Below are 25,341 nucleotides of genomic sequence, written 5' to 3'. Positions count from 1 at the left end.
GGGCCGAATTACCCGAACATGTAATCCGCCACGACGCGCCGCCGCGAGCGGCGCGTTTTTGCCGGTCGCCACAAACGAAACGGGGCGCTGCCTGAAGCAGCGCCCCGTTTTGCATTCCCAATGGCGAGACGTGCCGCGCCCGCCCGTTTGCGTCAGGTCGCGCTACCGGCGATCTTCGGCGTCGACGTCTCGACGTCCCCGCACTGCGCGCGATGGCGCAGCGCGTGATCGATCAGCACCAGTGCGAGCATCGACTCGGCGATCGGCGTCGCACGGATGCCGACGCACGGATCGTGGCGGCCGAACGTTTCCACCGTCGCCTCGTCGCCCGCCTTCGTGATCGAACGGCGCGGCGTACGGATGCTCGACGTCGGCTTGATCGCGATCGACACGGTGATGTCCTGCCCCGTCGAAATCCCGCCGAGTACGCCGCCCGCATGGTTGCCGACGAAACCGCCCGGTGTCAGCTCGTCGCCGTGCATCGAGCCGCGCTGCGCGACGCTGTCGAAACCCGCACCGATCTCGACGCCCTTCACCGCGTTGATGCTCATCATCGCCTTCGCGATGTCCGCATCGAGACGGTCGAACACCGGCTCGCCCCAGCCGACCGGCACGCCCGACGCGACGACGTCGATGCGCGCGCCGATCGAATCGCCATCCTTGCGCAGCGCATCCATGTACGCCTCGAGCTCCGGCACGACCGCCGCATTCGGCGAGAAGAACGGATTCTCGTGCACGTGCGACCAGTCGACGAACGGCACGTCGATTTCGCCAAGGCCGCTCATGTAGCCGCGCACCTCGACGCCGAAGCGCTCGCGCAGCCACTTCTTCGCGACCGCACCAGCGCCGACGATCGGTGCGGTCAGGCGCGCGGACGAACGGCCGCCGCCGCGGTAGTCGCGGATGCCGTATTTCTGCCAGTAGGTGTAGTCGGCGTGGCCGGGACGGAACGTCTCGACGATGTTGCCGTAGTCCTTGCTGCGCTGGTCGGTGTTGCGGATCAGCAGTGCGATCGGCGTACCGGTCGTCACGCCTTCGAACACGCCCGACAGGATCTCGACCTGGTCAGCCTCCTGCCGTTGCGTCACGTGACGCGACGTGCCCGGCTTGCGGCGATCGAGTTCGACCTGGATGTCGGCTTCGGTCAGCCCCATTCCCGGCGGGCAGCCGTCGATCACGCAACCGATCGCGGGACCGTGCGATTCGCCGAAGGTCGTGACAGTGAAAAGCGTGCCGAGGGTATTGCCGGACATGATGGAACCGCCCAAAGAGAAATGGGCAAACCGATGCGCTGCCCGGGCGCGGGCAGATCGATCGTTTGCCGGTCGAGAAAAGAGGTAAGCCGCTATTATGCCAGCCGTCCCGCGCCCGCGGGCCGCAGGCCGCATGAAAGGCAGCCCGGACGCACGGAACGTGCGCGCGGCCCGGCTTGTGCGGCACAAGCCCGTCCGGCCCGGTTGCAGCCGGACGCATCCGGACGGGCGCCCGCCTACTTCCGCGCGCCGCGCAGTTCGGTTACCGCGGCCTGCAGCGACTCGGGCGTCGCGACCGATGCCGGGACCGGCTCGCCGACCGCCAGCGTCAGCCGGCTCATCACGCCGCGCTTGATGGGTCGCGGCATCCGCGCATCGGAATGCCGTGAAAAATAACTGCCCCACAGCCCGCGCAGCGCCATCGGAATCACGGGTGCCGGCGTGCGGCCCAGGATCTCGGTGATGCCGTGGTGGAACGTGTTGATGTCACCCGTCTTGGTCAGCTTGCCCTCGGGGAAGATGCACACGAGTTCGCCGTCCTTCAGCGCGGCCTCACATGCGTCGTACGCGCGCGCGAGCATCGCGGGATCCTCGTGGCGCGGCGCGATCGGGATCGCCTTCGCATGCCGGAATACCCAGCTCGCGAAGCGCGTCTTGAAGATCCGGTGATCCATCACGAAACGGATCGGGCGCGGGCTCGCGGCGGCCAGCACGAGCGCATCGACGTAGCTGACGTGGTTGCACACGAGCACGGCCGCGCCTTCCGCCGGAATCCGCTCCGCGTGCACGAGACGAATCCGGTAGAACGTGTGGACGAGGACCCACGCGACGAAGCGGAGCAGGAACTCCGGCACGAGCAGATAGATATAGGCCGCGACGATCACGTTCAACAGCGCGGTGACGAGGAACAGCCCCGGGATGTCGACGCCGGCCTTGGTCAGCCCCATCGCCATCACGGCCGACAGGATCATGAACAGCGCGTTCAGGATGTTGTTCGCGGCGATGATCCGCGCGCGGTGCGTCGGCGCGCTGCGGCTCTGGATCAGCGCGTACAGCGGCACGCTGTAGAAGCCGCCGAACATCGCGAGCAGGAACAGGTCCGCCAGGATGCGCCAGTGGCGCGCGCCGGCCAGGAATTCGCCGACCGACAGCAGATGGCCGGGCGACGGCAGCGCGCGGCTCGCGAAATACAGCTCGATCGCGAACACGCTGATGCCGATCGAGCCGAGCGGCACGAGGCCGATCTCGACGCGCCGCTGCGACAGCCGTTCGCACAGCAGCGATCCGAGGCCGATACCGACCGAGAACGTCGCGAGCAGGACCGTGACGACGTCAGGGCTCGCCGACAGCACGTCCTTCGCGAAATTGAAGAACGACGTGAGGAACGTCGCGCCGACGAACCACAGCCACGAGATGCCGAGCAGGCTCAGGAACACGGTGCGGTTCTGCCGTGCGAGCCCGAGATTGCGCCAGGTCTCGCTGACCGGATTCCAGTTGATCACGAGATCGGGCTGCGGCGCCGGCGTGGAAGGCACGCGCTGCGCGACGAGACGCCCCGCGATCGCGATGACGAGCACGCTCACCGCGAGCACGCGCTCGCCGGCACCTTCGATGCCCGCGGCCGCGCCGCCGATGATCGTGCCGATCAGGATCGCGATGAACGTGCCCATCTCGACGAGGCCGTTGCCGCCGACCAGCTCATGCTCGCCGAGATGCTGCGGCAGGTACGAATACTTGACGGGCCCGAACAGCGTCGAGTGCATCCCCATCATGAACGTGCACAGATACAGCAGCGGCGCGCTGTGCATGACGAAGCCCGCCGCGCCGACCAGCATCAGCACGATCTCGAAGGTCTTCACGAAACGCGTGAGGGTCGCCTTGTCGTACTTGTCGGCGATCTGGCCGGACGTCGCCGAGAACAGCACGAACGGCAGGATGAAGATCGCGGAAATCAGGAAGGCCGCCGTCTTCGCATCGACACCGGCGAACCGCGCGGTGTGATAGGTGACGAGCGACGTGAAGCCGATCTTGAAGACGTTGTCGTTCAGCGCACCGAGGAACTGGGTCGTGAAGAACGGCGCGAAACGGCGCTCGCGCAGCAGGTCGAACTGCGACGCGTGCGCGTGCCGTTCGTCGCGCCGCCTGGAAGTGGCTTGCGTTTGATCGCTCATGCGGAATACGCGCGCGCCGTCTGGGCGACGCTGCGCGGGCCTTGTGTGGTCATTGGAAAAACGGCGGCGCAGGACAAGCCTGCGCCGCCGCGTGCCGGGTGGCGGCGCCCGCGCATGACGGCGACGGGCGCGGCGTGGTTCACGACTTGTGCGCTTCGGCTTCCGATTCCGGCCAGTCGCGGATGTACGCCTTCAGCATGCGGTTCTCGAAGCTCTGCGCCTCGACAACCGTCTTCGCGACGTCGTAGAACGAAATGACGCCCATCAGCACCTTCTTGTCGAGCACCGGCATATAGCGCGCATGGCGCTCGAGCATCATCCGGCGCACTTCGTTGACGTCCGTTTCCGGCGTGCACGTGAGCGGCTCGTCCATCACCTTGCGCACCTGCACGTCGCCAATCGCACCGCCGTTCACGTGCAGGCGCAGGATGATCTCGCGGAACGTCAGCATCCCGACGAGATCGCCGTACTCCATCACGACGAGCGAGCCGATGTCGTGCTCGGCCATCGTGTCGACCGCTTCGCGCAGCGGCTTGTCGGGCGTCACCGTAAACAGCGTGTTGCCCTTTACTTTCAGAATATCGCTGACGCGCATCGTAGTCCCCTCATGCTTGAATGCAAAACCTCTTTCGATCCTATCGGAAAGCCTGTCAAAAGGAAAGCGCGGGCCCGTGCGGCGGGCCGCCGCCCCGCTTGCGGAAGCCGGCCGCCGGCAGCACAATGGCCCCATGAACAGCGGCCCGAGGAGACGGCCATGGCGCATACGCATACGGAGCAATTCGCCAGCTTCGCTGATTTCTACCCGTATTACCTGAACGAACACCAGAACCTGACGTCGCGGCGGCTGCACTTCGTCGGCTCGCTCGGCGTGATCGGCTGCGTCGCGATGGCGATCGCGACCGGCGACTGGCTGTGGCTGCCGGCGGCGATCGTCTGCGGCTACGGGTTCGCGTGGGTCGGACACTTCTTCTTCGAGAAGAACCGCCCGGCCACGTTCCGGCACCCGATCTACAGCCTGATGGGCGACTGGGTGATGTTCAAGGACATCTGCACCGGCAAGATCCCGCTGTAACGGCCAGGCACCGCGCTCACGCGGGCCGCGGCGGCCGCGCGTGCGGGTCGGGCACGCCGCCCGGCGCCGGCCCCGGGACACCCGCCGCTTGTGCGCCGGCCGGCCGGTGCGCGGCGATCAGCGACGCGAGCGACACGTCGAAGCGATCGCTCGACAGCACCGCGAGCAGCGCCGCGCCATCGACATGGCTGCGGCGTCGCTGCAACTGGTAGGTCAGCTCCGTGCGGTCGATCACCAGCACGTCGAACAACTGCGCGAGCGTCAGCTGCTCCGGGTTCGCGAGCAGGATGTAGCGCGGCGTGGTCTCGCCGCCGCCGTCCAGCCGCGCGATCCATTCCCGCTCCTCCATCGTCGTCAGCAGGCGCTGCGCGGTTTCCATGTCGCAGCGCAGCATGGTCGCGAGCCGCATCGCCGTGTAGCCGCGCTTGCCGGCCGTGCGCGCTTCGGCCAGGCGCGCGAGCATTTCCAGTGCGTCGAGCAGGTCGCTGCCCGGATAGTGGATGCGGTGGAACTGGCCGACGCGGATCGCCGGCAGCGCGGAGGCCACCATCGCGCCGAGCAGCGCGATGAACCAGCTCAGGTACACCCACAACAGGAACACGGGCAACGCCGCGAACGCACCGTATACGGCCGTATAGGTCGGAATGCGCCGCACGTAGTAGCCGAAACCGCGCTTCGCGAGCTCGAACGCAATTGCCGCGAACAGCCCGCCGATCACCGCATCGCGCCACGCGACCGTGCAGTTCGGCAGGTACACGTACAGCAGCGTGAACGCGAGCACCGCCAGCGGCAGCGACACGAGCGCCAGCAGCCATTCGACGATCGACGTGGACGACCCGGCGCCGGTAAACGCGAGCGACTGCGTGAACAGGTACGACGAGATCGACAGGCTCACACCGAACAACAGCGGGCCCAGCGTGATCAGCGCCCAGTACGCGAGCACGCGCTGCGCGAACGGTCGCGGCTTGCGTACCCGCCAGATCAGGTTGAACGCCGACTCGATCGTCATCATCGTCATCACCGATGTGACGACGAGCACGATCAGGCCGGCCGTCGTCAGCCCCTTGGCCTTCGACGCGAACTGGTTCAGGTACTTGAATATCTGGACGTTGAACTGCGCGGGCATCAGGTGATCCGCGAGGAATCCCTGCAGCGAGATCTGGAACGACGCGAACATCGGGAACGCGGTGAACAGCGCGAACGCGACCGTCACGAGCGGCACGAGGGCCAGCATCGTCGTGAACGTCAGGCTGCCCGCCACTTGCGGGATGCGATCCTCGGCGCTGCGCCGGGCCGCGAACTGCGCCAGGCGCTTGAGGGTGTCGAGATCGACGCTCAACTTCGGCAAACGGCTTCTCCTTCTTGATACCGCGCGCCCGGTGGCGCGCCGCCGCCGCGCTGCGCGACGGCTTCAGCCCCTATAATAGCCGCTCGATTCCAGCAGGGGCCGACTGCACCGGGCACGCGCGCGGCCGCACGCGGTTCCGTCGTCCATGAAAGACATCCTCGTTCTCTATTACAGCCGTCACGGCGCCACGCGCGATCTGGCGCTCGCGATCGCGAACGGCATCGACAGCGTGCCGGGCATGCAGGCCCGCATCCGCACCGTGCCGCCCGTGTCGACCGTCTGCGAAGCCACCGCCCCCGACATCCCCGCCGACGGCCCGCCGTATGCGGAACTGCGCGATCTCGAGGAATGCGCGGGCCTCGCGCTCGGCTCGCCGACCCGCTTCGGCAACATGGCCGCGTCGCTCAAGTATTTCCTCGACGGCACCACGCCGCAATGGTTGTCGGGTGCGCTGACCGGCAAGCCGGCCAGCGTGTTCACGTCGACGGGCAGCCTGCACGGCGGCCAGGAATCGACGTTGCTGTCGATGATGCTGCCGCTGCTTCATCACGGCATGATGATCGTCGGGATCCCGTACACGGAATCCGCACTCAGCACGACGCGTACCGGCGGCACGCCGTACGGCGCCTCTCACGTCGCGCAGCACGACCGCTCGGCCGCCGGCGGCCTGTCGGCGGACGAAAAGGCGCTTGCGGCCGCGCTCGGCGTGCGGCTCGCCCGCGCGGCGGCGGCCCTCTCCAGCGCCCGGGCCGCCGAGGCCGCATGAACGCCCCCGCCCGTCCCGCCGTCACTGCCCGGCCGCGCTACGCGCTGATTGCCGCCGCATGCCTCGTCGCGCTGATCGCGCTGTCGCTCGCGTGGGAGCTGCGGCTCGCGCCGCTGCGCCCGGGCGGCTCCGCGCTGATGCTCAAGGCGATACCGCTCGCGCTCGCGCTGCCCGGCGTCTGGCGGCGTAACATCTATACGATGCAGTGGGCGAGCATGCTGATCCTCGTCTATTTCGCCGAAGGCGTCGTACGGGGCATGTCCGATCGCGGGCTGTCCGCGACGCTCGGCTGGTGCGAAACCGCGCTCGCCGTCGGTTTCTTCGTGACGGCGCTGGCATACGTCGCGCCGTTCAAGCGCGCGGCGAAAAAGTCGCGCGCCGCGTCCTGAACCTTACGCGACAAGGTGATGATGTCCTCCGAAGCTTTCGTTTCCGCGTGCCGCGATGCGATCGGCGCCGATCATGTGCTGACCGACCCGCACGATACCGAACCGTTCCTGACCGACTGGCGCCGCCGCTACAAGGGTGCCGCGTGCGCGGTGCTGAAACCCGCGAACACGGCCGAGGTCGCAGCCCTCGTCAAGCTGGCCAACGCACACGGCATCGCACTCGTGCCGCAAGGCGGCAACACCGGCCTTGCCGGCGGCGCCACGCCCGACGCGAGCGGCAGCCAGGCCGTGCTGAGCGTCGCGCGCCTGAACCGCGTGCGCGCGCTCGATCCGCACAACAACACGATCACCGTCGAAGCCGGCGTGATTCTCGCCGACGTGCAGGCACGTGCCCGCGAAGGCGGCCGCCTGTTCGCGCTGAGCCTCGCGGCGGAAGGCAGCTGCACGATCGGCGGCAACCTGTCGACCAATGCCGGCGGCACCGCGGTGCTGCGCTACGGGAACGCGCGCGAGCTGTGCCTCGGGCTCGAGGTGGTGACGCCGCAGGGCGAGATCTGGGACGGACTGCGCGGACTGCGCAAGGACAACACGGGCTACGACCTGCGCGACCTGTTCATCGGCGCGGAAGGCACGCTCGGGATCATCACGGCGGCCGTGATGAAGCTGCATCCGCTGCCGGCCGCGCAGGTCACGGCACTCGCCGCGCTCGAATCGCCGCACGCGGCGCTCGATTTCCTCGCGCTCGCGCAGCGCGCGGCCGGGCCGCTCCTGACCGGCTTCGAGCTGATGTCGGATTTCTGCATGCAGCTGGTCGGCAAGCACTACCCGCAACTGCGCTACCCGTTCGCGCAGACGCACGCGCAAACGGTGCTGCTCGAACTGTCCGACAACGAAAGCGAGGCGCATGCGCGCGCGCTGTTCGAGAAACTGATGGAGGAAGCGTTCGAGGCCGGGCTCGTGGTCGACGCGGTGGTCGCGGAGAATCTCGCGCAATCGCGCGCGTTCTGGGATCTGCGCGAGCACATCCCGCTCGCACAGGCCGACGAGGGGCTCAACATCAAGCACGACATCGCGGTGCCGATTTCGTCGATCGCGCGCTTCATCGACGAAACCGACGCAGCGATCCAGCAGGCCGCGCCGGGCGCGCGGATGGTCACGTTCGGCCATCTCGGCGACGGCAACCTCCACTACAACGTGCAGATGCCCGAAGGCGGCGATCCGAAGGCGTTCCTCGCCGCGTTCCAGGCGCCGATCAACCGGATCGTCTACGACAACGTGCACCGCCACCACGGCACGATCAGCGCGGAGCACGGGATCGGCCAGCTGAAGATCGACGACGCGCAGCGCTACAAGTCCCCGGTCGAAACGACGCTGATGCGCACGCTGAAGACCGCGCTCGACCCGCGCGGCCTGATGAATCCCGGCAAGGTCCTGCGCTGAAGCCGCCCACTCCGGAGCCCCGCCCGTGAAAATCCGCGTCCTGTCCGACCTGCACCTCGAAAGCAACCAGCCCGACGCGATCGCGCATGCCGACGCGGATCTCGTCGTGCTGGCCGGCGACATCCACAATCACGCGGAAGGCCTGCGCTGGGCGGCCGAAACGTTCGATCCCGCGGTACCGGTGATCTACGTGCCAGGTAACCACGAGTACTACGACGGGGAATTCGGCGCGCTGGAGACGACGATGCGCGACGCGGCGCAGGCGCTCGACAACGTGCATTACCTGAACAACGACGTCTACGTCGATCCCGGGCAGCGGTTCCGCGTGCTCGGCACGACGCTCTGGGCCGATTTTTCGCTGTTCGGTACCGACGAAGCCAGCCTCGCGGGTGCAATCGACGCCGGGCTGCGCGTGATGCTCGATTTCAAGGGCTTGATCCAGGTGACCTGGCCGCATGACGCGGCGCTGCATGCGGCGCCGGGCACGCCGGAACGGGATTTCTCGCCGGCCGACGCGATCGCGCTGCATCGACGCAGCCGCGCATGGCTGGAAACGCAACTCGCGGCGCCGTTCGCGGGCCGGACCATTGTCGTGACCCATCATGCGCCGCACCGGCGCTCGCTGGCGCAGCGCTACGCGGACGATCTTGCATCGGCGGGATTCGTCACGGACATGGCGGAACTCGTGCAGCCGCCGGTGGATCTGTGGCTCCACGGCCACACGCATACGTCATTCGACTATGTGGCGGACGGTGGCACACGCGTGGTATGCAATCCGCGCGGCTACATCCACCGGCGCACCGGCGAACGGGAAAACACCGCGTTCACGTGGGACAAGGTCGTCGAGCTCGGCTGAGCGCCGGCCCGCCCGGCCGCATTGCGCGGCCTTTTTGCGCGACCTTTTCGCCCCGGAGCGTGACCGCGGATCAGCGGCCGGGGCGGCGCGGCTCGCGCACCCGTACCGGCACCGGCTTCATCTGCGCCTTCGCCTTCATCGCGCGCAGCAGGTCGCGGGTCGCCGCGGCGGCCGCGGCCGCGCCCAGCAGGACTCCAAGGCCGATCATCAGGTGCGTATCCATCGCTACTCCGGGGTTGCGTATCTCGTTAATTCCCACAGTATCAAACTGTCTGACACGCGTTCGTAAAAAAATGTTGCGTGAAGGACAAATCTCGTCAGATCGCGGCCAACCGCGCGGTCATGTCGCACGCGTGTACGGTTCGAGCGCGGCTTCGTCGGCTGCCAGCGTGGCCGGCAGCTCGTCGCGCAGGAAATCGACCCAGGTACGGATTTTCGCGTCGAGGTACTGACGCGACGGATACAGCGCGTAGATGTTCATCACGTGCGACCGGTATTCGGGCATCACGCGCACGATGTGCCCGCTGCGCAACCAGCCGATCGCCGAATAGAGCGGCAGGCCGCCGATCCCCATCCCTTCGCGCACGGCCACGGCGAGCGCCTCGGCGACGTTCACGCGAAACGGCGGCGCCGTGATCGGGACGACTTCGTCGCCGTTCGGCCCCGCCAGCGCCCATTCGTCGAACTGAAAGCCCGGCGCGACCATCCCGAGGCATACGTGCTGCGCGAGATCCGCGGGCCGCTGCGGCACGCCGTTCGCCTCGACGTAGCCGCGCGACGCGCACACCACGCTGTAGCTCTCGCCGAGCCGCTGCGACACGAGCCCCGAATCCGGCAGGTCGCGGCCGACGACGATCGCGACGTCGTAGCCCTCGTCGAGCAGGTCGGGCATCCGCTGCGCGAGCGTCAGCTCGACGTGCACGTCCGGGTAGCGCTCGCGATAACGCGCGATGGCCGGCACCAGGTAGTGCTGGCCGAGGCTCGTGAAGCAGTGCACCTTCAGCTTGCCCGACGGGCGCGCATGCGCGTCGCCCGCCTCGGCTTCGGCCTGGTCGACATACGCGAGGATCTGCTCGCAGCGCTGCAGGTAGCGCTCGCCGGCTTCGGTCAGTGCGATCCGGCGCGTCGTGCGGTTCAGAAGGCGCGTGCGCAGGTGCGCCTCGAGATCCGAGACCGCGCGCGACGCGTAGGCAGTGGTCGAATTCATCTGCTGGGCGGCCGCGGTAAAGCTTCCCGCGTCGACCACGCGGACGAATACCCGCATGTTTTGTAACGTATCCATCCCATTACCCGTTTGAATCCGGACGGATTGTTGCACAGAGGCGAACAAGTATTGTCTCAGGATTCGTAAAAATGACTTGCACCCTTGTCCGTATATTCAGGAATCGCTGAAAAATATAATCGCATCCGACTCATCTATATCCGAAAGGGAGAAAATCGTGCAGTCTCCGGCGACAAAAGGGACGCTCGCACTGGCGGTTCTTGCAGTCTCATTAATAATGGCCGGGTGCGCGAGCATGGGCGACAACAAGCCGCAGTCGGCCCGCATCGAAGCGAACGCGCTCGATGCCGGCGCGGCGATCCGCGCGGCCGACCGTGACGCGGGCTGGCCCGCGGCCGACTGGTGGCGTGCCTACCGCGATCCGCAGCTCGACACGTGGATTGCTGCCGCACAGGCCGGCAACCCGACGCTCGCGGCCGCCGAGGCCCGCGTGCGCGAAGCGCAGGCGATGGCGCGCGTGGCCCGCTCGGCCGAGTTGCCGCAGATCAACGGCAACCTATCGCTGATGCGCCAGCACTGGCCGGACAACGTCTATTACGGCCCCGGCCCGCTCGCGAACACCGATACCTGGAACAACACCGGCACGCTCGGCCTGTCCTACCACCTCGACCTGTGGGGCAAGGACAAGAATGCGACCGAGCGCGCGCTCGACACCGCGCACGCGACCGCCGCCGACGCACGCGCGGCGAAGCTCGAACTCGAAGTCAACGTCGTGCGCGCGTACGTCGGCATGTCGATGAACTACGCGCTGCTCGACCTCGCGCACGAAACGTTCGAACGCCAGCGCTCGCTCGCCGATCTCGCGCGCAAGCGGCTGCAGGCTGGCCTCGGCACGCAGCTCGAGGTGAGCCAGGCGGAATCGACGCTGCCCGACTATGAGCGCCAGATCGACAGCTACGAGGAAGCGATCCAGCTCGCGCGGCATCAGCTCGCCGCACTGGCCGGCAAGGGCCCGGGCGCCGGCGATGCGATCCAGCGGCCCCGGCTGTCGCTCGACGCACCGGCCGGCTTGCCGTCGGCGATGCCGGCCGACCTGCTCGGCCGCCGCCCCGACGTGGTCGCGGCACGCTGGACGGTCGACGCGCAGGCGCGCGGCATCGACGTCGCGAAGGCTTCGTTCTACCCGAACATCGACCTGCTCGCGACGGTCGGCGGCTTCGGCGTGACCGCGCCGTTCGCCGACTTCCTGCGCGCGATGAACGGCGGCTGGACGGCCGGCCCCGCGCTGTCGCTGCCGATCTTCGAAGGCGGCCGGCTGCGCGCGCAGCTCGGCGCGGCGAATGCCGGCTACGACCAGGCGGTCGAGCAATACAACCAGACGATCGTCGGCGCGCTCAAGGACATCGCCGACCAGGTCGTGCGGATCCGTTCGCTCGATACGCAGAAGAAGGACGCCGCGCGCTCGGTGGCCGCCAACGACCGCAGCTATCAGCTGTCGCGCGAAGGCTTCCGCCGCGGGCTGACCGACTACGTCAACGTGCTGGTCGCGCAACAGCAATTGTTGCGCGCGCAGGAAACGGCCGCCCGCATCGATGCGGAACGCCTCGCCGCGCACGCTCAGTTGATGGCCGCGCTTGGTGGCGGCGTCGAGACGGGCACGGACGTGCCTCCGTCGGGCAGCCATCCGTCGCATGGCGAATCCGCCGCGGGCGCAGCCGCGCCGGCCGCCGCGTCGGGTGCGAAACCCGTGGCAGCCGCCGCCCGGCCCGCGCAGGTCGCGGCCGCCGGTGCGGCTGGCGTGCCGGCCGCACGGTAACCCGGAGCGACGCCATGTCAGCCTCCTCCCCCCTCTCCCCGACCGCCGGCGGTCCGTTCGCGGCCTGGTATGCCGCGTTAGGCGACTGGGCCCGCACCGACGGCGCCGCGTGGCTCTACCTGTTCAAGGCGCTGCTCGCGGCCTTCATCGCGCTCGGCGTGTCGATGCGGCTCGACCTGCCGGCGCCGAAAACGGCAATGACGACCGTCTTCATCGTGATGCAGCCGCAAAGCGGCGCCGTGCTCGCGAAAAGCTTCTACCGGGTCGCCGGCACGATTTTCGGGCTCATCGCGACGCTCACGTTCGTCGGGCTGTTCCCGCAGCAGCCGCAGCTTTTCCTGCTGGCGATCGCCCTGTGGATCGCGCTGTGCACCGCCGGCGCCGCGCGCAACCGCAACTTCCGCAGTTACGGCTTCCTGCTCGCCGGTTATACGACCGCGCTGATCGGCCTGCCTGCGTCGCAACACCCGGATGGCGCATTCATGAGCGCGATGACGCGGGTCTCCGAAGTCATCATCGGGATCGTGTCGGCCGGCGTCGTCAGTGCGCTCGTGTTTCCGCGGTATACGGGCGAGCAGATGCGCACTACGGTGCGCAAGCGCTTCGGCAGCTTCGTCGACTACGTCGCGTCGGCGCTGTCGGGCCAGCTCGACCGCGCGCACATCGAGACCATCCATACGCGCTTCGTCGCCGACGTGGTCGGCTTCGAGGCCGCGCGCAGCATGGCCGTGTTCGAGGATCCGGACACGCGCATGCGCAGCGGCCGCCTCGCGCGGCTGAACAGCGAGTTCATGAGCGCGTCGAGCCGCTTTCACGCGCTGCACCAGCTGATGAACCGGCTGCACGCGGCCGGCGCGCAGGCGGCGATCGACGCGATCGAGCCGTATTTCCGCGAGATCGCGCCGCTGCTCACGCGCGATGGCGAACCCGTGCGCACGTCGATCGACGCCGCGCACTCGGCCGAGCAACTGCTCGCGTGGCGCGACGCGCTGCCGCGCCGGATCCGCGCGACGCGCGCGGAACTCGAAACGCAGCCCGACTTCCCGCTGCTCGACTTCGATACCGCCGCCGAACTGCTGTACCGCTTCATCACCGACCTGCAGGAATACGCGGCGACCTATGCGTCGCTCGCGACCGCGACGCACGAGCGCGAACGCTGGATCGAACGCTACGAGCCGCGCACCAACAGAACGGCCGCCACGATCGCGGGGATCCGCACCGCGACGGTGATTCTCGCGCTCGGGTGGTTCTGGATCGAGACCGCGTGGCCGAGCGGCGTGATGCTGGTGCTGAACGCCGCGGCGACCTGCGCGCTCGCGTCGTCGGCGCCGCGCCCGACCGCGATGGCCGCGCAGATGGGGATGGGCACGGCGCTGGCCGTTTGCACCGGCTTCCTGCTGACGTTCGGCATCTACCCGCGGATCGACGGCTTCGTCCTGCTGTGCGCGGCGCTCGCGCCGTTGCTCGCGATCGGCATCTACATGACGCTGAAGCCGAAGCTCGCGGGCTACGGCGCGGGCTATCTGATCTTCTTCTGCTTCCTCGCCGGCCCCGACAGCATCACGCACTACGATCCCACGAGCTTCATGAACGACGCGCTCGCGCTCCTGTTGTCGATGCTCGTCTCGGCGATCGCGTTCGCCGTGCTGTTCCCGCCGACCGCGCCGTGGCTCAAGAAACGCCTGTTCGCCGACCTGCGTCACCAGGCCGTCGCGGCCTGCCACGCGCGGCTCGCCGGACTGCGCACGCGCTTCGAGAGCGGCGCGCGCGACCTGATGTACCAGGCGCACACGCTGTCGGCCGACCAGCCCGACGTGCAGCGCGACGCGCTGCGCTGGATGTTCGCGGTGCTCGAAACCGGGAATGCGGCCATCGATCTGCGCCACGAACTGGCCACGCTGCCGTCCGACCCGCGCTACGCGCCGACGACGCCGTGGCGCCGCGCGATCGAGACGATGCGCGCCGCGCTGTCGTCGCTGTTCGCGCGACCGGACGCCGAACGTTTCGATGCAACGCTCGCCGCGGTGAACGATGCGATCGACGCGACCCGGCAGACGCTCGACGCGTTCACGCCGACGCGCGACGAACGTCACCGGCTGCAGCGCATCCTGAGCCATCTGCATTTCGTGCGCACGGCACTGCTCGATCCCGAATCGCCGCTCGCCGCGCTCAACCGCAACCGCCCCGTGCGTCCCCAACCAGGAGCCTCGTCATGATGCCGCGTGAAATCGCCATTCTCGATGCCTACATGCCCACGGTGGTGCTGATGTTCGTCCTCGGCGCGCTCGCGACCTGGGCCGTCGACCGCCTGCTCGCCTATACGGGCCTCTACCGTCTCGTCTGGCACCCGTCGCTGTTCCGGGCCTGCCTCCTCGTCTGCATTTGCGGCGGACTGAGTCTTGCCGTTTACCGTTGATTCCGAACCATCATGATTCTCAGAAAACTCTTCGGCTTCGTCGCGACCGCCGTCATCCTTCTCGTCGCGATCCTGATCGGGCGCTCGCTGTGGGTGCACTACATGGACGATCCGTGGACGCGCGACGGGCGCGTGCGCGCCGAGATCGTCAACGTCGCGCCGGACGTGTCGGGCGCGATCGTCGAACTGCCCGTGCATGACAACCAGCTCGTGAAAAAGGGCGACCTGATCATGCAGATCGACCCTTCGCACTACCAGATCGCGGTCGAGCAGGCGCAGGCGGCCGTCGCCGCCCGCCGCGCGGAACTGCAGATGCGCCGCGACGACGCGGCGCGCCGCGCGGATCTCGATGCGCTCGTCGTGTCGAAGGAAAACCGCGAGAACGCCGCGCACAGTGCGTCGAGCGCCGATGCGCAGTACCAGCAGGCAATCGCCGCGCTCGATGCCGCGAAGCTCAACCTCGAGCGCACGCGCGTCGTCGCGCCGGTCGACGGCTACATCACGAACCTGCAGACGTTCAAGGGCAACTACGCGGTGGCCGGCCAGGCGAAGCTCGCGATCGTCGACAGCCACTCGTTCTGGGTCTACGGCTACTTCGAGGAAACCAAGCTGCCGCGCGTGAAGATCGGCGCGCCGGCCGAAATGCGGCTGATGAGCGGCGGCGTGATGAAGGGCCACGTCGAAAGCATCTCGCGCGGCATCTACGATCGCGACAACCCGCAAAGCCGCGACCTCGTCGCGGACGTGAACCCGACCTTCAACTGGGTGCGCCTCGCGCAGCGCGTGCCGGTGCGCATCAGGATCGACGAAGTGCCGGCCGACGTGGTGCTGTCGGCGGGTACGACCTGCACGGTCATCATCGATCCGGACAAGCAGAAGAAGTCGTAACGTCTGAACGGTCGGCAGCGCTCAGGCCGCGATACGAAAGCGCCCGACCAGCGACTTCAAGGCCTGCGCCTGCTCGTCGAGCGCATTCGCCGCGGCGGCCGCCTGCTCGACGAGTGCCGCGTTCTGCTGGGTGCCGGCGTCCATCTGCGTGACCGCGCGGCCGATCTCGTCGATGCCCGCGCTCTGCTCGTCCGATGCGGCGGAAATTTCACCGATGATGTCGGTCACGCGCTTGACCGCCCGAACGACGTCGTCCATCGTGCGGCCCGCATCGTGCGCGAGCGCCGCACCGTTCGCGACTCGCTCGACCGACGCGCCGATCAGCGCGCGGATCTCCTTCGCCGCGGTCGCCGCGCGCTGCGCGAGCAGGCGGACTTCACCCGCGACCACCGAGAAGCCACGCCCCTGCTCGCCCGCGCGGGCGGCCTCGACCGCCGCGTTCAACGCGAGAATGTTGGTCTGGAACGCGATCCCCTCGATCGTGCCGATGATCTCGCGGATGTTCTTCGCGCTGTCGTCGATCTCGCTCATCGTCGCGACGACGCGCCCGACGACTTCCCCGCCCGTCTCCGCAACGGCCGAAGCATTGGCCGCGAGCGCGCTCGCCTGCCGCGCGTTCTCGGCGTTCTGCCGTACGGTCGACGTGAGCTGCTCCATGCTGGCCGCGGTGCGCTCGAGCGCGACGGCCTGCTGCTCGGTACGCCTGGACAGATCGAGATTGCCGGTGGAAATCTCGCCCGACGCGGCCGCGATCGCCTCGGCGCTGACGGCAATCTCGCCGACGGTCGCCGCGAGCCCCGTCTGCATCTCGGCCAGCGCACGCACCATGCTGTCGCGGTCGTGCCGGCCCAGCGTAATTGGTCGCGTCAGGTCGCCGCGCGCGATGTCCGCGGCAATCGCCTTCGCATGCGCGGGCTCGCCCCCGAGCTGCGACGCGAGACGGCGCACGACGCGCTCCGCGATGACGATCGCGAGCACGATCAGCGCAACCGTCATCGCCGCGATCATCGCGAACGACGACGAGAAAATGGTGGCGGACGCATCGAGCGTCGCCTTCGACTTCGCGCCGCGTGTCTTCACGAGTTCGGCGACCAGTTTTTCGAGCTTGCCGGTTTCGACCAGCAGCGACACGTCCTGCGTGCCGACCTGCCAGCTCATCTGCGACAGGTCGAGCGGCTGTGCCCGCACGAGCGCGACGAAATCGCGCAGATGCGCGCTCCACGCGCCGACCGCCGTCGAGAACGCGCGCAGCCGCGCCGAATCGTCGACGTCGGCCGGATCCGCGTAGCGCTGCAGCGTGCCGAGCGCCTGGCCGATCGACGCGAGCCCCGCGCTCACCTCGGCGCCCAGCTCGTCGCGTTCCTTCGCGGTGGTCGCGGTCAGCAGCATCTTCTGGGCCCGGCTCGCGCGCAGCACTTCGGCCCGAACCTCCTCGGCCGCGCGGCTCGCGACGTGACCCTGCTCGTAGACGGACGCGATCGACGCATTCAGCCGGCTGATCTGCCAGAGCGAAAACATGCCGATCGCCAGCGTGCCGGCGAGCAGGATCGCGAATGCGGCGCGCAACGTCGCCTTGACGGTCCACGGCCGGCGCTCGCGACGCGCCGCCCGCGGGCGCCGGGCGGCGCGACCGGCGGCGACGTCGGGTGCGGCGGCGACCGCACCGGGCTGTGGACGCAAAGATGCTGCTTTCATCGATATATCCCCGTATTGATCACGCGGCCGGAAAGGTCGGTCCCGGCGTACCCGCGATGGCTGGCCATGCCGCGCGTCCTGCGCCCGCACGGCGGATAGCCGGTGCCGGGCGCGGCGCGCCAGTTGTCATTGGGTCGTTCTACGGCCGCCACCGCCGTTTCTTGAGTCCGGTAAACCACGCACCGGCCCCGGGCGCCCGCCCCGCTTGCGGGCGGGCGTGCCGCCTGCGTTATACCCGGCCAAAAAAGCGGGCATCGGGCGATCCGTCGGATGAATGTCCGATTCACGATAAAACTTGTCCGGACATTCCCGATACGCCACATTACACTTCTTTGACGCAGCAACGATTCAAGACGCGCCGATCCCCAGCAGAGCGCGCCCGCCACCTCAACTCGTTCAGCTCTCACATGGAAACCAGCCTCGACACCGGCTCCGCCGGCGCAGCCGCCACCCAGCCTTCCGCGCCACCCGTCGCCCGCACCGTCTACCCGGTGCTCGGCGCGATCAGCTTCTCGCACATGCTCAACGACATGATCCAGTCGTTGATCCTCGCGATCTACCCGATGCTCAAGAGCCAGTTCGCGCTGTCGTTCGCGCAGATCGGCCTGATCACGCTCACCTACCAGATCACCGCGTCGCTGCTGCAGCCGCTCGTCGGCCTCTATACGGACAAGCGGCCGAAACCGTATTCGCTGCCGGTCGGCATGGGTTTCACGCTCGCCGGGCTGCTGCTGATGTCGGTCGCGCCGAATTTCCCGATGCTGCTGGTGGCCGCGGCGCTCGTCGGCTGCGGCTCGTCGGTGTTCCATCCCGAATCGTCGCGCGTCGCGCGGATGGCGTCGGGCGGTCAGCACGGGCTCGCGCAGTCGGTGTTCCAGGTCGGCGGCAACGCGGGTTCCGCGCTCGGGCCGCTGCTCGCCGCGCTCGTGATCATTCCGCACGGCCAGCACAGCATCGCGTGGTTCTCGGCAGCCGCGCTCGTCGCGATGATCGTGCTCACGCAGATCGGCCACTGGTACAAGAAGCATCCGTCGATGAAGAAGAAGGCCGCGGCGGCCGGCCATCCGACGCTGTCGCGCGGCCGCGTGATGAGCGCGATCGGCGTGCTGGTGCTGCTCGTGTTCTCGAAGTATTTCTACCTCGCGAGCATCAACAGCTATTTCACGTTCTACCTGATCGACAAGTTCCACCTGTCGGTGCAGGCCGCGCAGATCCACCTGTTCGTGTTCCTCGCGGCCGTGGCGGCGGGCACGCTGATCGGCGGGCCGGTGGGCGACCGGATCGGCCGCAAGTACGTGATCTGGGTATCGATCCTCGGCGTCGCGCCGTTCACGCTGCTGCTGCCGTACGCGAACCTGTTCTGGACCAGCGTGCTGACCGTGATCATCGGCATCGTGCTCGCGTCGGCGTTCGCCGCGATCCTGGTCTACGCGACGGAGCTGATGCCCGGCAAGGTCGGGATGGTCGCGGGCCTGTTCTTCGGCTTCGCGTTCGGCCTCGGCGGTGTCGGCGCGGCCGTGCTCGGCCAGCTCGCCGACGCAACGAGCATCACGTTCGTCTACAAGGTGTGCTCGTTCCTGCCGCTGATCGGCGTGCTGACGGTGTTCCTGCCGAACCTCGAAAGCAGCCGGCGCAAGAAGGCGTGAAAAAACGGCCGCGGCGCGCCTGCCGGCGCCGCGGCCGTGATGCTCCGATCGACGGGATCGACGGCGGCTTCAGGCCGCCGTCGTCGCGTGCAGCGTCAGGAAACGCTTGAGGATGCCGGACGAATAGCTGCTCGCAATCGCCGACAGGAAGTGCGAGAACGACTGCGTCGCGTGGTCGTCGGCCGTATCGGAGATCGTGCGCACGAGCGCGAACGGCACGTCGTGCTCCGCGCACACCTGCGCGATCGCGGCCCCTTCCATTTCGACCGCGAGCGCATCCGGCAGCGCATCGCGCAGCGCGACGACCTCGCGCTCGCTCGACACGAAGCGGTCGCCGCTGATGACGAGCCCCGCATGCAGCGTCGCGCCGGCCAGGCTGAAGCGAGCGGCGAACTGCGCGCCCTCTTCCGCGACGAATTGCGTGCACGCGGCCCGCAGGCGCGCGGTCAGTGCGGCGTCGGTCGCGAAACGCGTGATGCCGAGCAAAGGCACCTCATAGCGGGGAAACAGCGGCGACGCGTCGAGATCGTGCTGCAGCAGCGTATCGGCCACGACGACATCGCCGACGCGCACCGTGCGCGACACACCGCCCGCGACGCCGGTGAACACGATGCCCGACACGCCGAACACGTGGATCAGCGCGCTGACCGTCGCGGCGGCCGCGACCTTGCCGACCCGCGCGAGCGTCACCACACAGGCCGCGCCGTGCACGGTACCGACGTGATAATCGCGGCGGCCGAGCGTGACCGTCTTCATCGCGCCGTCGGCGCGCATCGCGGCGATCAGGTCGCCGAGTTCCTCGGGCAACGCGGCCAGGATGCCGAGCGGTCGAATCGAAGCGGTACCCACCCTGTCGATGCCCGTCATTCCACCGCCTGCAGTTTCGCGACCGCGAGCGCGAGCCACTTCTCGCCGTGCCGCTTGAATTTCACCTGTGCCTTCGCATCGGTGCCGTTGCCTTCGAGCGCGGTGACCGTGCCTTCGCCGAACTTGGTATGGAACACCTGCTGGCCGACGCGGAAACCGGTATCGGCGGCACGCTGCTTGTTCGCGAACGCCGGCAGCGGCGCGGACACGGCCGCATCGACGATCTGCTCGCGACTGCCGCCGCCCGGCCGCGCGAACCAGTCGCGCCCGTATCCGGCGTTGTCCGACCGGCCACCCCAGCGCGAACCGGCCTCGACCTTCGGCGTCAGCCACTTGAGCACGTGTTCGGGCAACTCGTCGAAGAAGCGCGAGCGCACGTTGTAGCGGGTCTGGCCATGCAGCATCCGGCTCTGCGCGAACGACAGGTAGAGACGCTCCTTCGCGCGCGTGATCGCGACGTACATCAGCCGGCGCTCTTCCTCGAGGCCGTCCGATTCGAGCACGCTGTTCTCATGCGGGAACAGCCCTTCCTCGAGGCCCGTGATGAACACGGCCGAGAATTCGAGCCCCTTCGCCGCGTGCACCGTCATCAGCTGCACGGCGTCCTGGCCGGCCTGCGCCTGGTTGTCGCCGGCCTCCAGCGACGCATGCGACAGGAAACCGGCGAGCGGCGTCATCGTGTCGGGGTTCTGTGCCGGGTCGGCAGGCGATACCGGGTCGAGCACGTCGACCGCCTGGTCGTCCGTCGCGGTGCCGAGCTCCGGGGCCGCGATCGCGCCCGCGCGCAGCGGAATCGAACGGGCCGGCGTGTCGAGCCCGTAGCCCTCCTCGGCGATGAACGCGGTGGCCGCGTTCACGAGTTCCTGCAAGTTCTCGAGACGGTCCTGGCCTTCGCGCTCGCCCTGGTAGAAATCGGCGAGACCGCTGGCGCGCACGATGTGCTCGACGGTGTCGGGCAGGTTCATGTGCTGCGTGTCGGCGCGCATCTTCGCGACCAGGTTCGCGAACCCGCCGAGGCTCGTGCCGGCCTTGCCCGTCACGTACGGAATCGCGGCGGCCATCGAGCAGCCGTACAGGCGCGCGGCGTCGGCGAGCTGCTCGATCGAGCGCGCGCCGATTCCGCGGGTCGGGAAGTTCACGACGCGCACGAACGCCGTGTCGTCGTTCGGGTTGTCGATCAGGCGCAGGTACGCGAGCGCGTGCTTCACTTCCTGGCGTTCGAAGAAGCGCAGGCCGCCGTACACGCGGTACGGAATGCCCGACGACATCAGCGTATGCTCGATCGAGCGCGACTGCGCGTTGCTGCGGTACAGGACGGCCACTTCGCTGCGCGCCATCCCGGTGTTGATCAGCGAGCGGATCTCCTCGACGATCCAGCCGGCTTCCTGCGAATCGGTGCTCGCCTCGTACACGCGCACGGGCTCGCCGTGGCCCGCGTCGGTGCGCAGGTTCTTGCCGAGGCGGTGCGTGTTGTTCGAGATCAGCTGGTTCGCCGCGTCGAGGATGTTGCCGTGCGACCGGTAGTTCTGCTCGAGCTTGATCAGGTTGCGCACACGGAATTCGTCTTCGAAGTCGCGCATGTTGCCGACGTTCGCGCCGCGGAACGCGTAGATCGACTGATCGTCGTCGCCGACCGCGAAGATCGCGTTCTGGCCGCCCGCGAGCATCTTGAGCCACGCGTACTGCAGCTTGTTGGTGTCCTGGAACTCGTCGACGAGGATGTGCCGGAAGCGCGCCTGGTAGTGCGCGCGCAGCGGCGCGTTGTACGCGAGCAATTCATAGCAGCGCAGCAGCAGCTCGGGGAAATCGACGACGCCCTCGCGCTGGCACTGCTGGTCGTATGCCTGGTACAGCTCGACGAACTTGCGGTTGAAGTTGTCGGTCGCGTCGACCTTGTCGGGACGCAGCCCCTGCTCCTTCGCATTGTTGATGAAGTACTGGACGTTCTTCGGCGGGTACTTCTCGTCGTCGACGTTCGCCGCCTTCATCAGCCGCTTGATCGCGGACAGCTGGTCGGCCGTGTCGAGGATCTGGAAGGTCTGCGGCAGGCCGGCGTCGCGCCAGTGCGTGCGCAGCATCCGGTTGCACAGGCCGTGGAACGTGCCGATCCACATCCCGCGCGTGTCGATCGGCATCATCGCCGACAGGCGCGCCATCATCTCGCGCGCGGCCTTGTTCGTGAAGGTCACGGCGAGCACGGTGGGCGGCGATGCGTAGCCCTGCTGGATCAGCCACGCGATGCGCGTGATCAGTACGCGGGTCTTGCCGCTGCCCGCCCCTGCGAGGATCAGCGCCGGTTCGTTCGGCAACGTGACGGCGGCGAGTTGTTCGGGGTTCAGATTGGCGAGCAGGTCGGGCATGGAGCGGCAGCGAACGGGCGAGAAAAATGCGGACCCGACATTATAAGTCGGCCGGACGATGCCGTTCCCGATCCGTTCGACCGCCCGTCGCGGGTACGTTGCCGGCACGTGGCGGCCGCGTCGCGACGGGCCCGCGCCGGCAAGGCGATGGCTGGTCGATGTGCATCCATTTATAATTGTCGGATTCGGCATCCAATTCACGCATTTTTCGGCAGATTTCCAACATGAGCGACAACACGCTTGCGAAGAGTTTCGAGCCCCACACCATCGAGTCCCATTGGGGGCCGGAGTGGGAAAAGCGCGGTTACGCGGCCCCGGCATTCGATCCGGCCCGCCCCGATTTCTCGATCCAGTTGCCGCCGCCGAACGTGACGGGCACGCTGCACATGGGCCACGCGTTCAACCAGACGATCATGGACGGCCTCGCCCGCTACCACCGGATGCTCGGCGAGAACACGCTGTGGGTGCCCGGCACCGACCACGCGGGGATCGCGACCCAGATCGTCGTCGAGCGCCAGCTCGACGCGCAGGGCGTGTCGCGCCACGACCTCGGCCGCGAGAAGTTCGTGGAGCGCGTGTGGGTATGGAAGGAAAAATCCGGTTCGACGATCACCGGCCAGGTGCGTCGCATCGGCGCGTCCACCGACTGGTCGCGCGAGTACTTCACGATGGACGACAAGATGTCGGCCGCCGTGCGCGACGTGTTCGTCACGCTTTATGAACAGGGCCTGATCTACCGCGGCAAGCGCCTCGTCAACTGGGATCCGGTGCTGTTGACCGCCGTGTCGGATCTCGAAGTCGTGAGCGAAGAGGAAAACGGCCACCTGTGGCACATCCGCTACCCGCTCGTCGACGGCTCGGGCTCGCTGACCGTTGCCACGACGCGCCCGGAAACGATGCTCGGCGACGTCGCGCTGATGGTCCATCCGGAAGACGAGCGCTACGCGCACCTGATCGGCAAGCTCGTCACGCTGCCGCTGACGGGCCGCGAGATCCCGGTGATCGCCGACGATTACGTCGACCGCGAGTTCGGCACGGGCGTCGTGAAGGTCACGCCCGCGCACGACTTCAACGACTACCAGGTCGGCCTGCGCCACAACCTCGCGCCGATCGAGATCCTGACGCTCGACGCGAAGATCAACGACAACGGCCCCGAGCAGTATCGAGGCCTCGACCGCTTCGACGCGCGCAAGGCGATCGTCGCCGACCTCGACGCGCAAGGCTTCCTCGACTCGGTGAAACCGCACAAGCTGATGGTGCCGCGCGGCGACCGCACGGGCGTCGTGATCGAGCCGATGCTGACCGACCAGTGGTTCGTCGCGATGACGAAGCCGGCGCCGGAAGGCACGTTCAATCCCGGCAAGTCGATCACGGAAACGTCGCTCGACGTCGTGCGCAACGGCCAGATCAAGTTCGTGCCGGAAAACTGGACGACCACCTATTACCAGTGGCTCGAGAACATCCAGGACTGGTGCATCTCACGCCAGCTGTGGTGGGGCCACCAGATTCCCGCGTGGTACGGCGAGAACGGCGAGGTGTTCGTCGCGCGCAACGAGGAAGAAGCGCGCGCGCAGGCTGCCGCGAAGGGTTACGCGGGCGCGCTGAAGCGCGACGAGGACGTGCTCGACACGTGGTTCTCGTCGGCGCTCGTGCCGTTCTCGTCGCTCGGCTGGCCGAACGAAACGCCTGAGCTGAAGCACTTCCTGCCGTCGTCGGTGCTCGTCACGGGCTTCGACATCATCTTCTTCTGGGTCGCCCGGATGGTGATGATGACCACGCACTTCACGGGCCAGGTGCCGTTCCACACCGTCTACGTGCACGGCCTCGTGCGCGACGCGGAAGGCCAGAAGATGTCGAAGAGCAAGGGCAACACGCTCGACCCGATCGACATCGTCGACGGCATCGACCTCGACACGCTGGTCGCGAAGCGCACGACGGGCCTGATGAACCCGAAACAGGCCGCGACGATCGAGAAGAAGACGCGCAAGGAATTCCCGGACGGCATCGCCGCGTTCGGCACCGACGCGCTGCGCTTCACGATGGCGTCGATGGCAACGCTCGGTCGCAACGTGAACTTCGACCTCGCGCGCTGCGAGGGCTATCGCAACTTCTGCAACAAGCTGTGGAACGCGACGCGCTTCGTGCTGATGAACTGCGAAGGCCACGACTGCGGCAGCGACAAGCCGGAAGTCTGCGGCGCGGGCGATTGCGGCCCGGGCGGCTACCTCGACTTCTCGGCGGCCGACCGCTGGATCGTGTCGCTGCTGCAGCGCACCGAGGCCGACATCGCGAAGGGCTTCGCCGATTACCGCTTCGACAACATCGCAAGCAGCATCTACAAGTTCGTGTGGGACGAATACTGCGACTGGTATCTCGAACTCGCGAAGGTGCAGATCCAGAACGGCACGCCGGAACAGCAGCGCGCCACGCGCCGCACGCTGCTGCGCGTGCTCGAAACGGTGCTGCGCCTCGCACACCCGATCATCCCGTTCATTACCGAAGCGCTCTGGCAGAAGGTCGCGCCGCTCGCGGGCCGCTATCCGCAAGGCAAGGCCGACGGAGAAGCGTCGCTGATGGTGCAGGCGTACCCGGTCGCGAACCTGCAGAAGATCGACGAGGTGTCCGAACAGTGGGCGGCCGACCTGAAGGCGATCGTCGACGCGTGCCGCAACCTGCGCGGCGAGATGAACCTGTCGCCGGCAACCAAGGTGCCGCTGCTTGCCGCCGGCGATGCCGAGCGCCTGCGCTCGTTCGCGCCGTACGTCCAGGCCCTCGCGCGCCTGTCGGAAGTGCAGATCCTCGCGGACGAAGCGGCGCTCGACAAGGAAGCGCACGGCGCGCCGATCGCGATCGTCGGGCCGAACAAGCTGGTGCTGAAGGTGGAAATCGACGTCGCGGCCGAACGCGAGCGCCTGTCGAAGGAAATCGCGCGCCTGACGGGCGAAATCGCGAAGTGCAATGCGAAGCTCGGCAACGAGGCTTTCGTCGCGAAAGCGCCGCCGGCGGTGGTCGAACAGGAGCAGAAGCGCGTCGCGGAATTCCAGAGCACGCTCGAAAAACTGCGTGCGCAGCTCGATCGGTTGCCTGCGTAACAAAGGGTAAGGTTGTTTGCGTTCACTATAATGCGGGCGTGAAC

The 25,341-nt window shown here is 67.7% G+C and carries 20 protein-coding genes; 11 read left to right on the top strand and 9 right to left on the bottom strand.

All coding sequences use genetic code 11. The annotated features are described in order from the left end of the window. Positions 1-152: 152 nt before the first annotated feature. The 3 genes from aroC to VK92_RS07815 form a co-directional block, all read right to left on the bottom strand. Positions 153-1,253, bottom strand: a complete 1,101-nt coding sequence (aroC, locus tag VK92_RS07825) for a chorismate synthase (RefSeq protein WP_021160805.1) — start codon at positions 1,251-1,253, stop codon at positions 153-155. A 236-nt stretch (positions 1,254-1,489) separates the two neighbouring features. Then, positions 1,490-3,424 (bottom strand): MFS transporter, encoded by a 1,935-nt coding sequence (locus VK92_RS07820; protein ID WP_021160806.1) that lies wholly within the window; start codon positions 3,422-3,424, stop codon positions 1,490-1,492. Positions 3,425-3,563: 139 nt separating this feature from the next. Then, positions 3,564-4,019 (bottom strand): CBS domain-containing protein, encoded by a 456-nt coding sequence (locus VK92_RS07815; RefSeq protein ID WP_006755543.1) that lies wholly within the window; start codon positions 4,017-4,019, stop codon positions 3,564-3,566. A gap of 159 nt (positions 4,020-4,178) precedes the next feature. On the opposite strand from VK92_RS07815, the gene VK92_RS07810 reads away from it, so the two are divergent. After that, positions 4,179-4,496, top strand: coding sequence for an Mpo1-like protein (locus VK92_RS07810; RefSeq protein WP_021160807.1), 318 nt, complete (start codon positions 4,179-4,181; stop codon positions 4,494-4,496). Between the two features lie 16 nt (positions 4,497-4,512). Here VK92_RS07810 and VK92_RS07805 read toward each other — a convergent pair whose 3' ends face one another. Beyond that, positions 4,513-5,844 carry a YihY family inner membrane protein gene (locus tag VK92_RS07805; RefSeq protein ID WP_021160808.1) on the bottom strand — a complete coding sequence of 444 codons (1,332 nt, stop codon included), beginning with the start codon at positions 5,842-5,844 and terminating at the stop codon, positions 4,513-4,515. A 145-nt stretch (positions 5,845-5,989) separates the two neighbouring features. Here VK92_RS07805 and wrbA point away from each other — a divergent pair, with 145 nt between their 5' ends. From wrbA to VK92_RS07785, 4 genes are read left to right on the top strand one after another with little or no spacing between them, the layout of a single operon-like run. Then, positions 5,990-6,610: an NAD(P)H:quinone oxidoreductase gene (gene wrbA / locus VK92_RS07800; protein ID WP_048025574.1), complete on the top strand. Its 621-nt coding sequence runs from the start codon at positions 5,990-5,992 to the stop codon at positions 6,608-6,610. Next, positions 6,607-6,999, top strand: a complete 393-nt coding sequence (locus tag VK92_RS07795; protein WP_021160810.1) for a DUF2069 domain-containing protein — start codon at positions 6,607-6,609, stop codon at positions 6,997-6,999. Before wrbA ends, VK92_RS07795 begins: the two co-directional genes overlap by 4 nt. Positions 7,000-7,017: 18 nt before the next feature. Continuing rightward, entirely contained in the window at positions 7,018-8,439 is a 1,422-nt protein-coding gene (locus tag VK92_RS07790) for an FAD-binding oxidoreductase (protein WP_027787719.1), read from the top strand. A 25-nt stretch (positions 8,440-8,464) separates the two neighbouring features. Then, positions 8,465-9,295 carry a metallophosphoesterase gene (locus VK92_RS07785; RefSeq protein WP_048025573.1) on the top strand — a complete coding sequence of 277 codons (831 nt, stop codon included), beginning with the start codon at positions 8,465-8,467 and terminating at the stop codon, positions 9,293-9,295. A 70-nt stretch (positions 9,296-9,365) separates the two neighbouring features. Here the strand turns inward: VK92_RS07785 and VK92_RS42395 are convergent, their stop codons facing one another. Both VK92_RS42395 and VK92_RS07780 read right to left on the bottom strand, forming a co-directional pair. Continuing rightward, a complete protein-coding gene (locus VK92_RS42395) occupies positions 9,366-9,518 on the bottom strand; it encodes a hypothetical protein (RefSeq protein WP_006476208.1) in 153 nt (50 codons plus the stop codon). 117 nt (positions 9,519-9,635) lie between these two features. Continuing rightward, entirely contained in the window at positions 9,636-10,577 is a 942-nt protein-coding gene (locus VK92_RS07780) for a LysR family transcriptional regulator (RefSeq protein WP_048025572.1), read from the bottom strand. A gap of 157 nt (positions 10,578-10,734) precedes the next feature. On the opposite strand from VK92_RS07780, the gene VK92_RS07775 reads away from it, so the two are divergent. The 4 genes from VK92_RS07775 to VK92_RS07760 are packed head-to-tail and all read left to right on the top strand — an operon-like array spanning position 10,735 to position 15,637. Then, on the top strand, positions 10,735-12,333 hold the full coding sequence (locus tag VK92_RS07775; RefSeq protein WP_082160901.1) for an efflux transporter outer membrane subunit: 1,599 nt from the start codon (positions 10,735-10,737) through the stop codon (positions 12,331-12,333). 14 nt (positions 12,334-12,347) lie between these two features. Then, positions 12,348-14,549, top strand: coding sequence for an FUSC family protein (locus tag VK92_RS07770; RefSeq protein WP_048025570.1), 2,202 nt, complete (start codon positions 12,348-12,350; stop codon positions 14,547-14,549). Further along, positions 14,546-14,749 (top strand): DUF1656 domain-containing protein, encoded by a 204-nt coding sequence (locus tag VK92_RS07765; protein ID WP_011351756.1) that lies wholly within the window; start codon positions 14,546-14,548, stop codon positions 14,747-14,749. The genes VK92_RS07770 and VK92_RS07765 overlap by 4 nt, the downstream gene beginning before the upstream one ends. Positions 14,750-14,761: 12 nt before the next feature. After that, on the top strand, positions 14,762-15,637 hold the full coding sequence (locus tag VK92_RS07760) for an efflux RND transporter periplasmic adaptor subunit (RefSeq protein WP_014897260.1): 876 nt from the start codon (positions 14,762-14,764) through the stop codon (positions 15,635-15,637). 21 nt (positions 15,638-15,658) lie between these two features. Here the strand turns inward: VK92_RS07760 and VK92_RS07755 are convergent, their stop codons facing one another. Continuing rightward, on the bottom strand, positions 15,659-17,332 hold the full coding sequence (locus VK92_RS07755) for a methyl-accepting chemotaxis protein (RefSeq protein ID WP_048025569.1): 1,674 nt from the start codon (positions 17,330-17,332) through the stop codon (positions 15,659-15,661). Positions 17,333-17,739: 407 nt separating this feature from the next. Here VK92_RS07755 and VK92_RS07750 point away from each other — a divergent pair, with 407 nt between their 5' ends. Continuing rightward, positions 17,740-18,978 carry an MFS transporter gene (locus VK92_RS07750; RefSeq protein WP_048025568.1) on the top strand — a complete coding sequence of 413 codons (1,239 nt, stop codon included), beginning with the start codon at positions 17,740-17,742 and terminating at the stop codon, positions 18,976-18,978. A 69-nt stretch (positions 18,979-19,047) separates the two neighbouring features. Here the strand turns inward: VK92_RS07750 and VK92_RS07745 are convergent, their stop codons facing one another. Further along, positions 19,048-19,845 carry a 5'-methylthioadenosine/adenosylhomocysteine nucleosidase gene (locus tag VK92_RS07745; RefSeq protein ID WP_048025567.1) on the bottom strand — a complete coding sequence of 266 codons (798 nt, stop codon included), beginning with the start codon at positions 19,843-19,845 and terminating at the stop codon, positions 19,048-19,050. After that, positions 19,842-22,205: a UvrD-helicase domain-containing protein gene (locus VK92_RS07740; protein ID WP_048025566.1), complete on the bottom strand. Its 2,364-nt coding sequence runs from the start codon at positions 22,203-22,205 to the stop codon at positions 19,842-19,844. The genes VK92_RS07745 and VK92_RS07740 overlap by 4 nt, the downstream gene beginning before the upstream one ends. A gap of 224 nt (positions 22,206-22,429) precedes the next feature. Here VK92_RS07740 and VK92_RS07735 point away from each other — a divergent pair, with 224 nt between their 5' ends. Then, positions 22,430-25,297 carry a valine--tRNA ligase gene (locus VK92_RS07735; protein WP_048025565.1) on the top strand — a complete coding sequence of 956 codons (2,868 nt, stop codon included), beginning with the start codon at positions 22,430-22,432 and terminating at the stop codon, positions 25,295-25,297. Positions 25,298-25,341: the final 44 nt, after the last annotated feature.

It is taken from the genome of Burkholderia sp. LK4 (assembly GCF_001043615.1).
GTDB lineage: Bacteria > Pseudomonadota > Gammaproteobacteria > Burkholderiales > Burkholderiaceae > Burkholderia > Burkholderia cepacia.
This window is presented reverse-complemented; position numbering and strand designations above follow the sequence as displayed.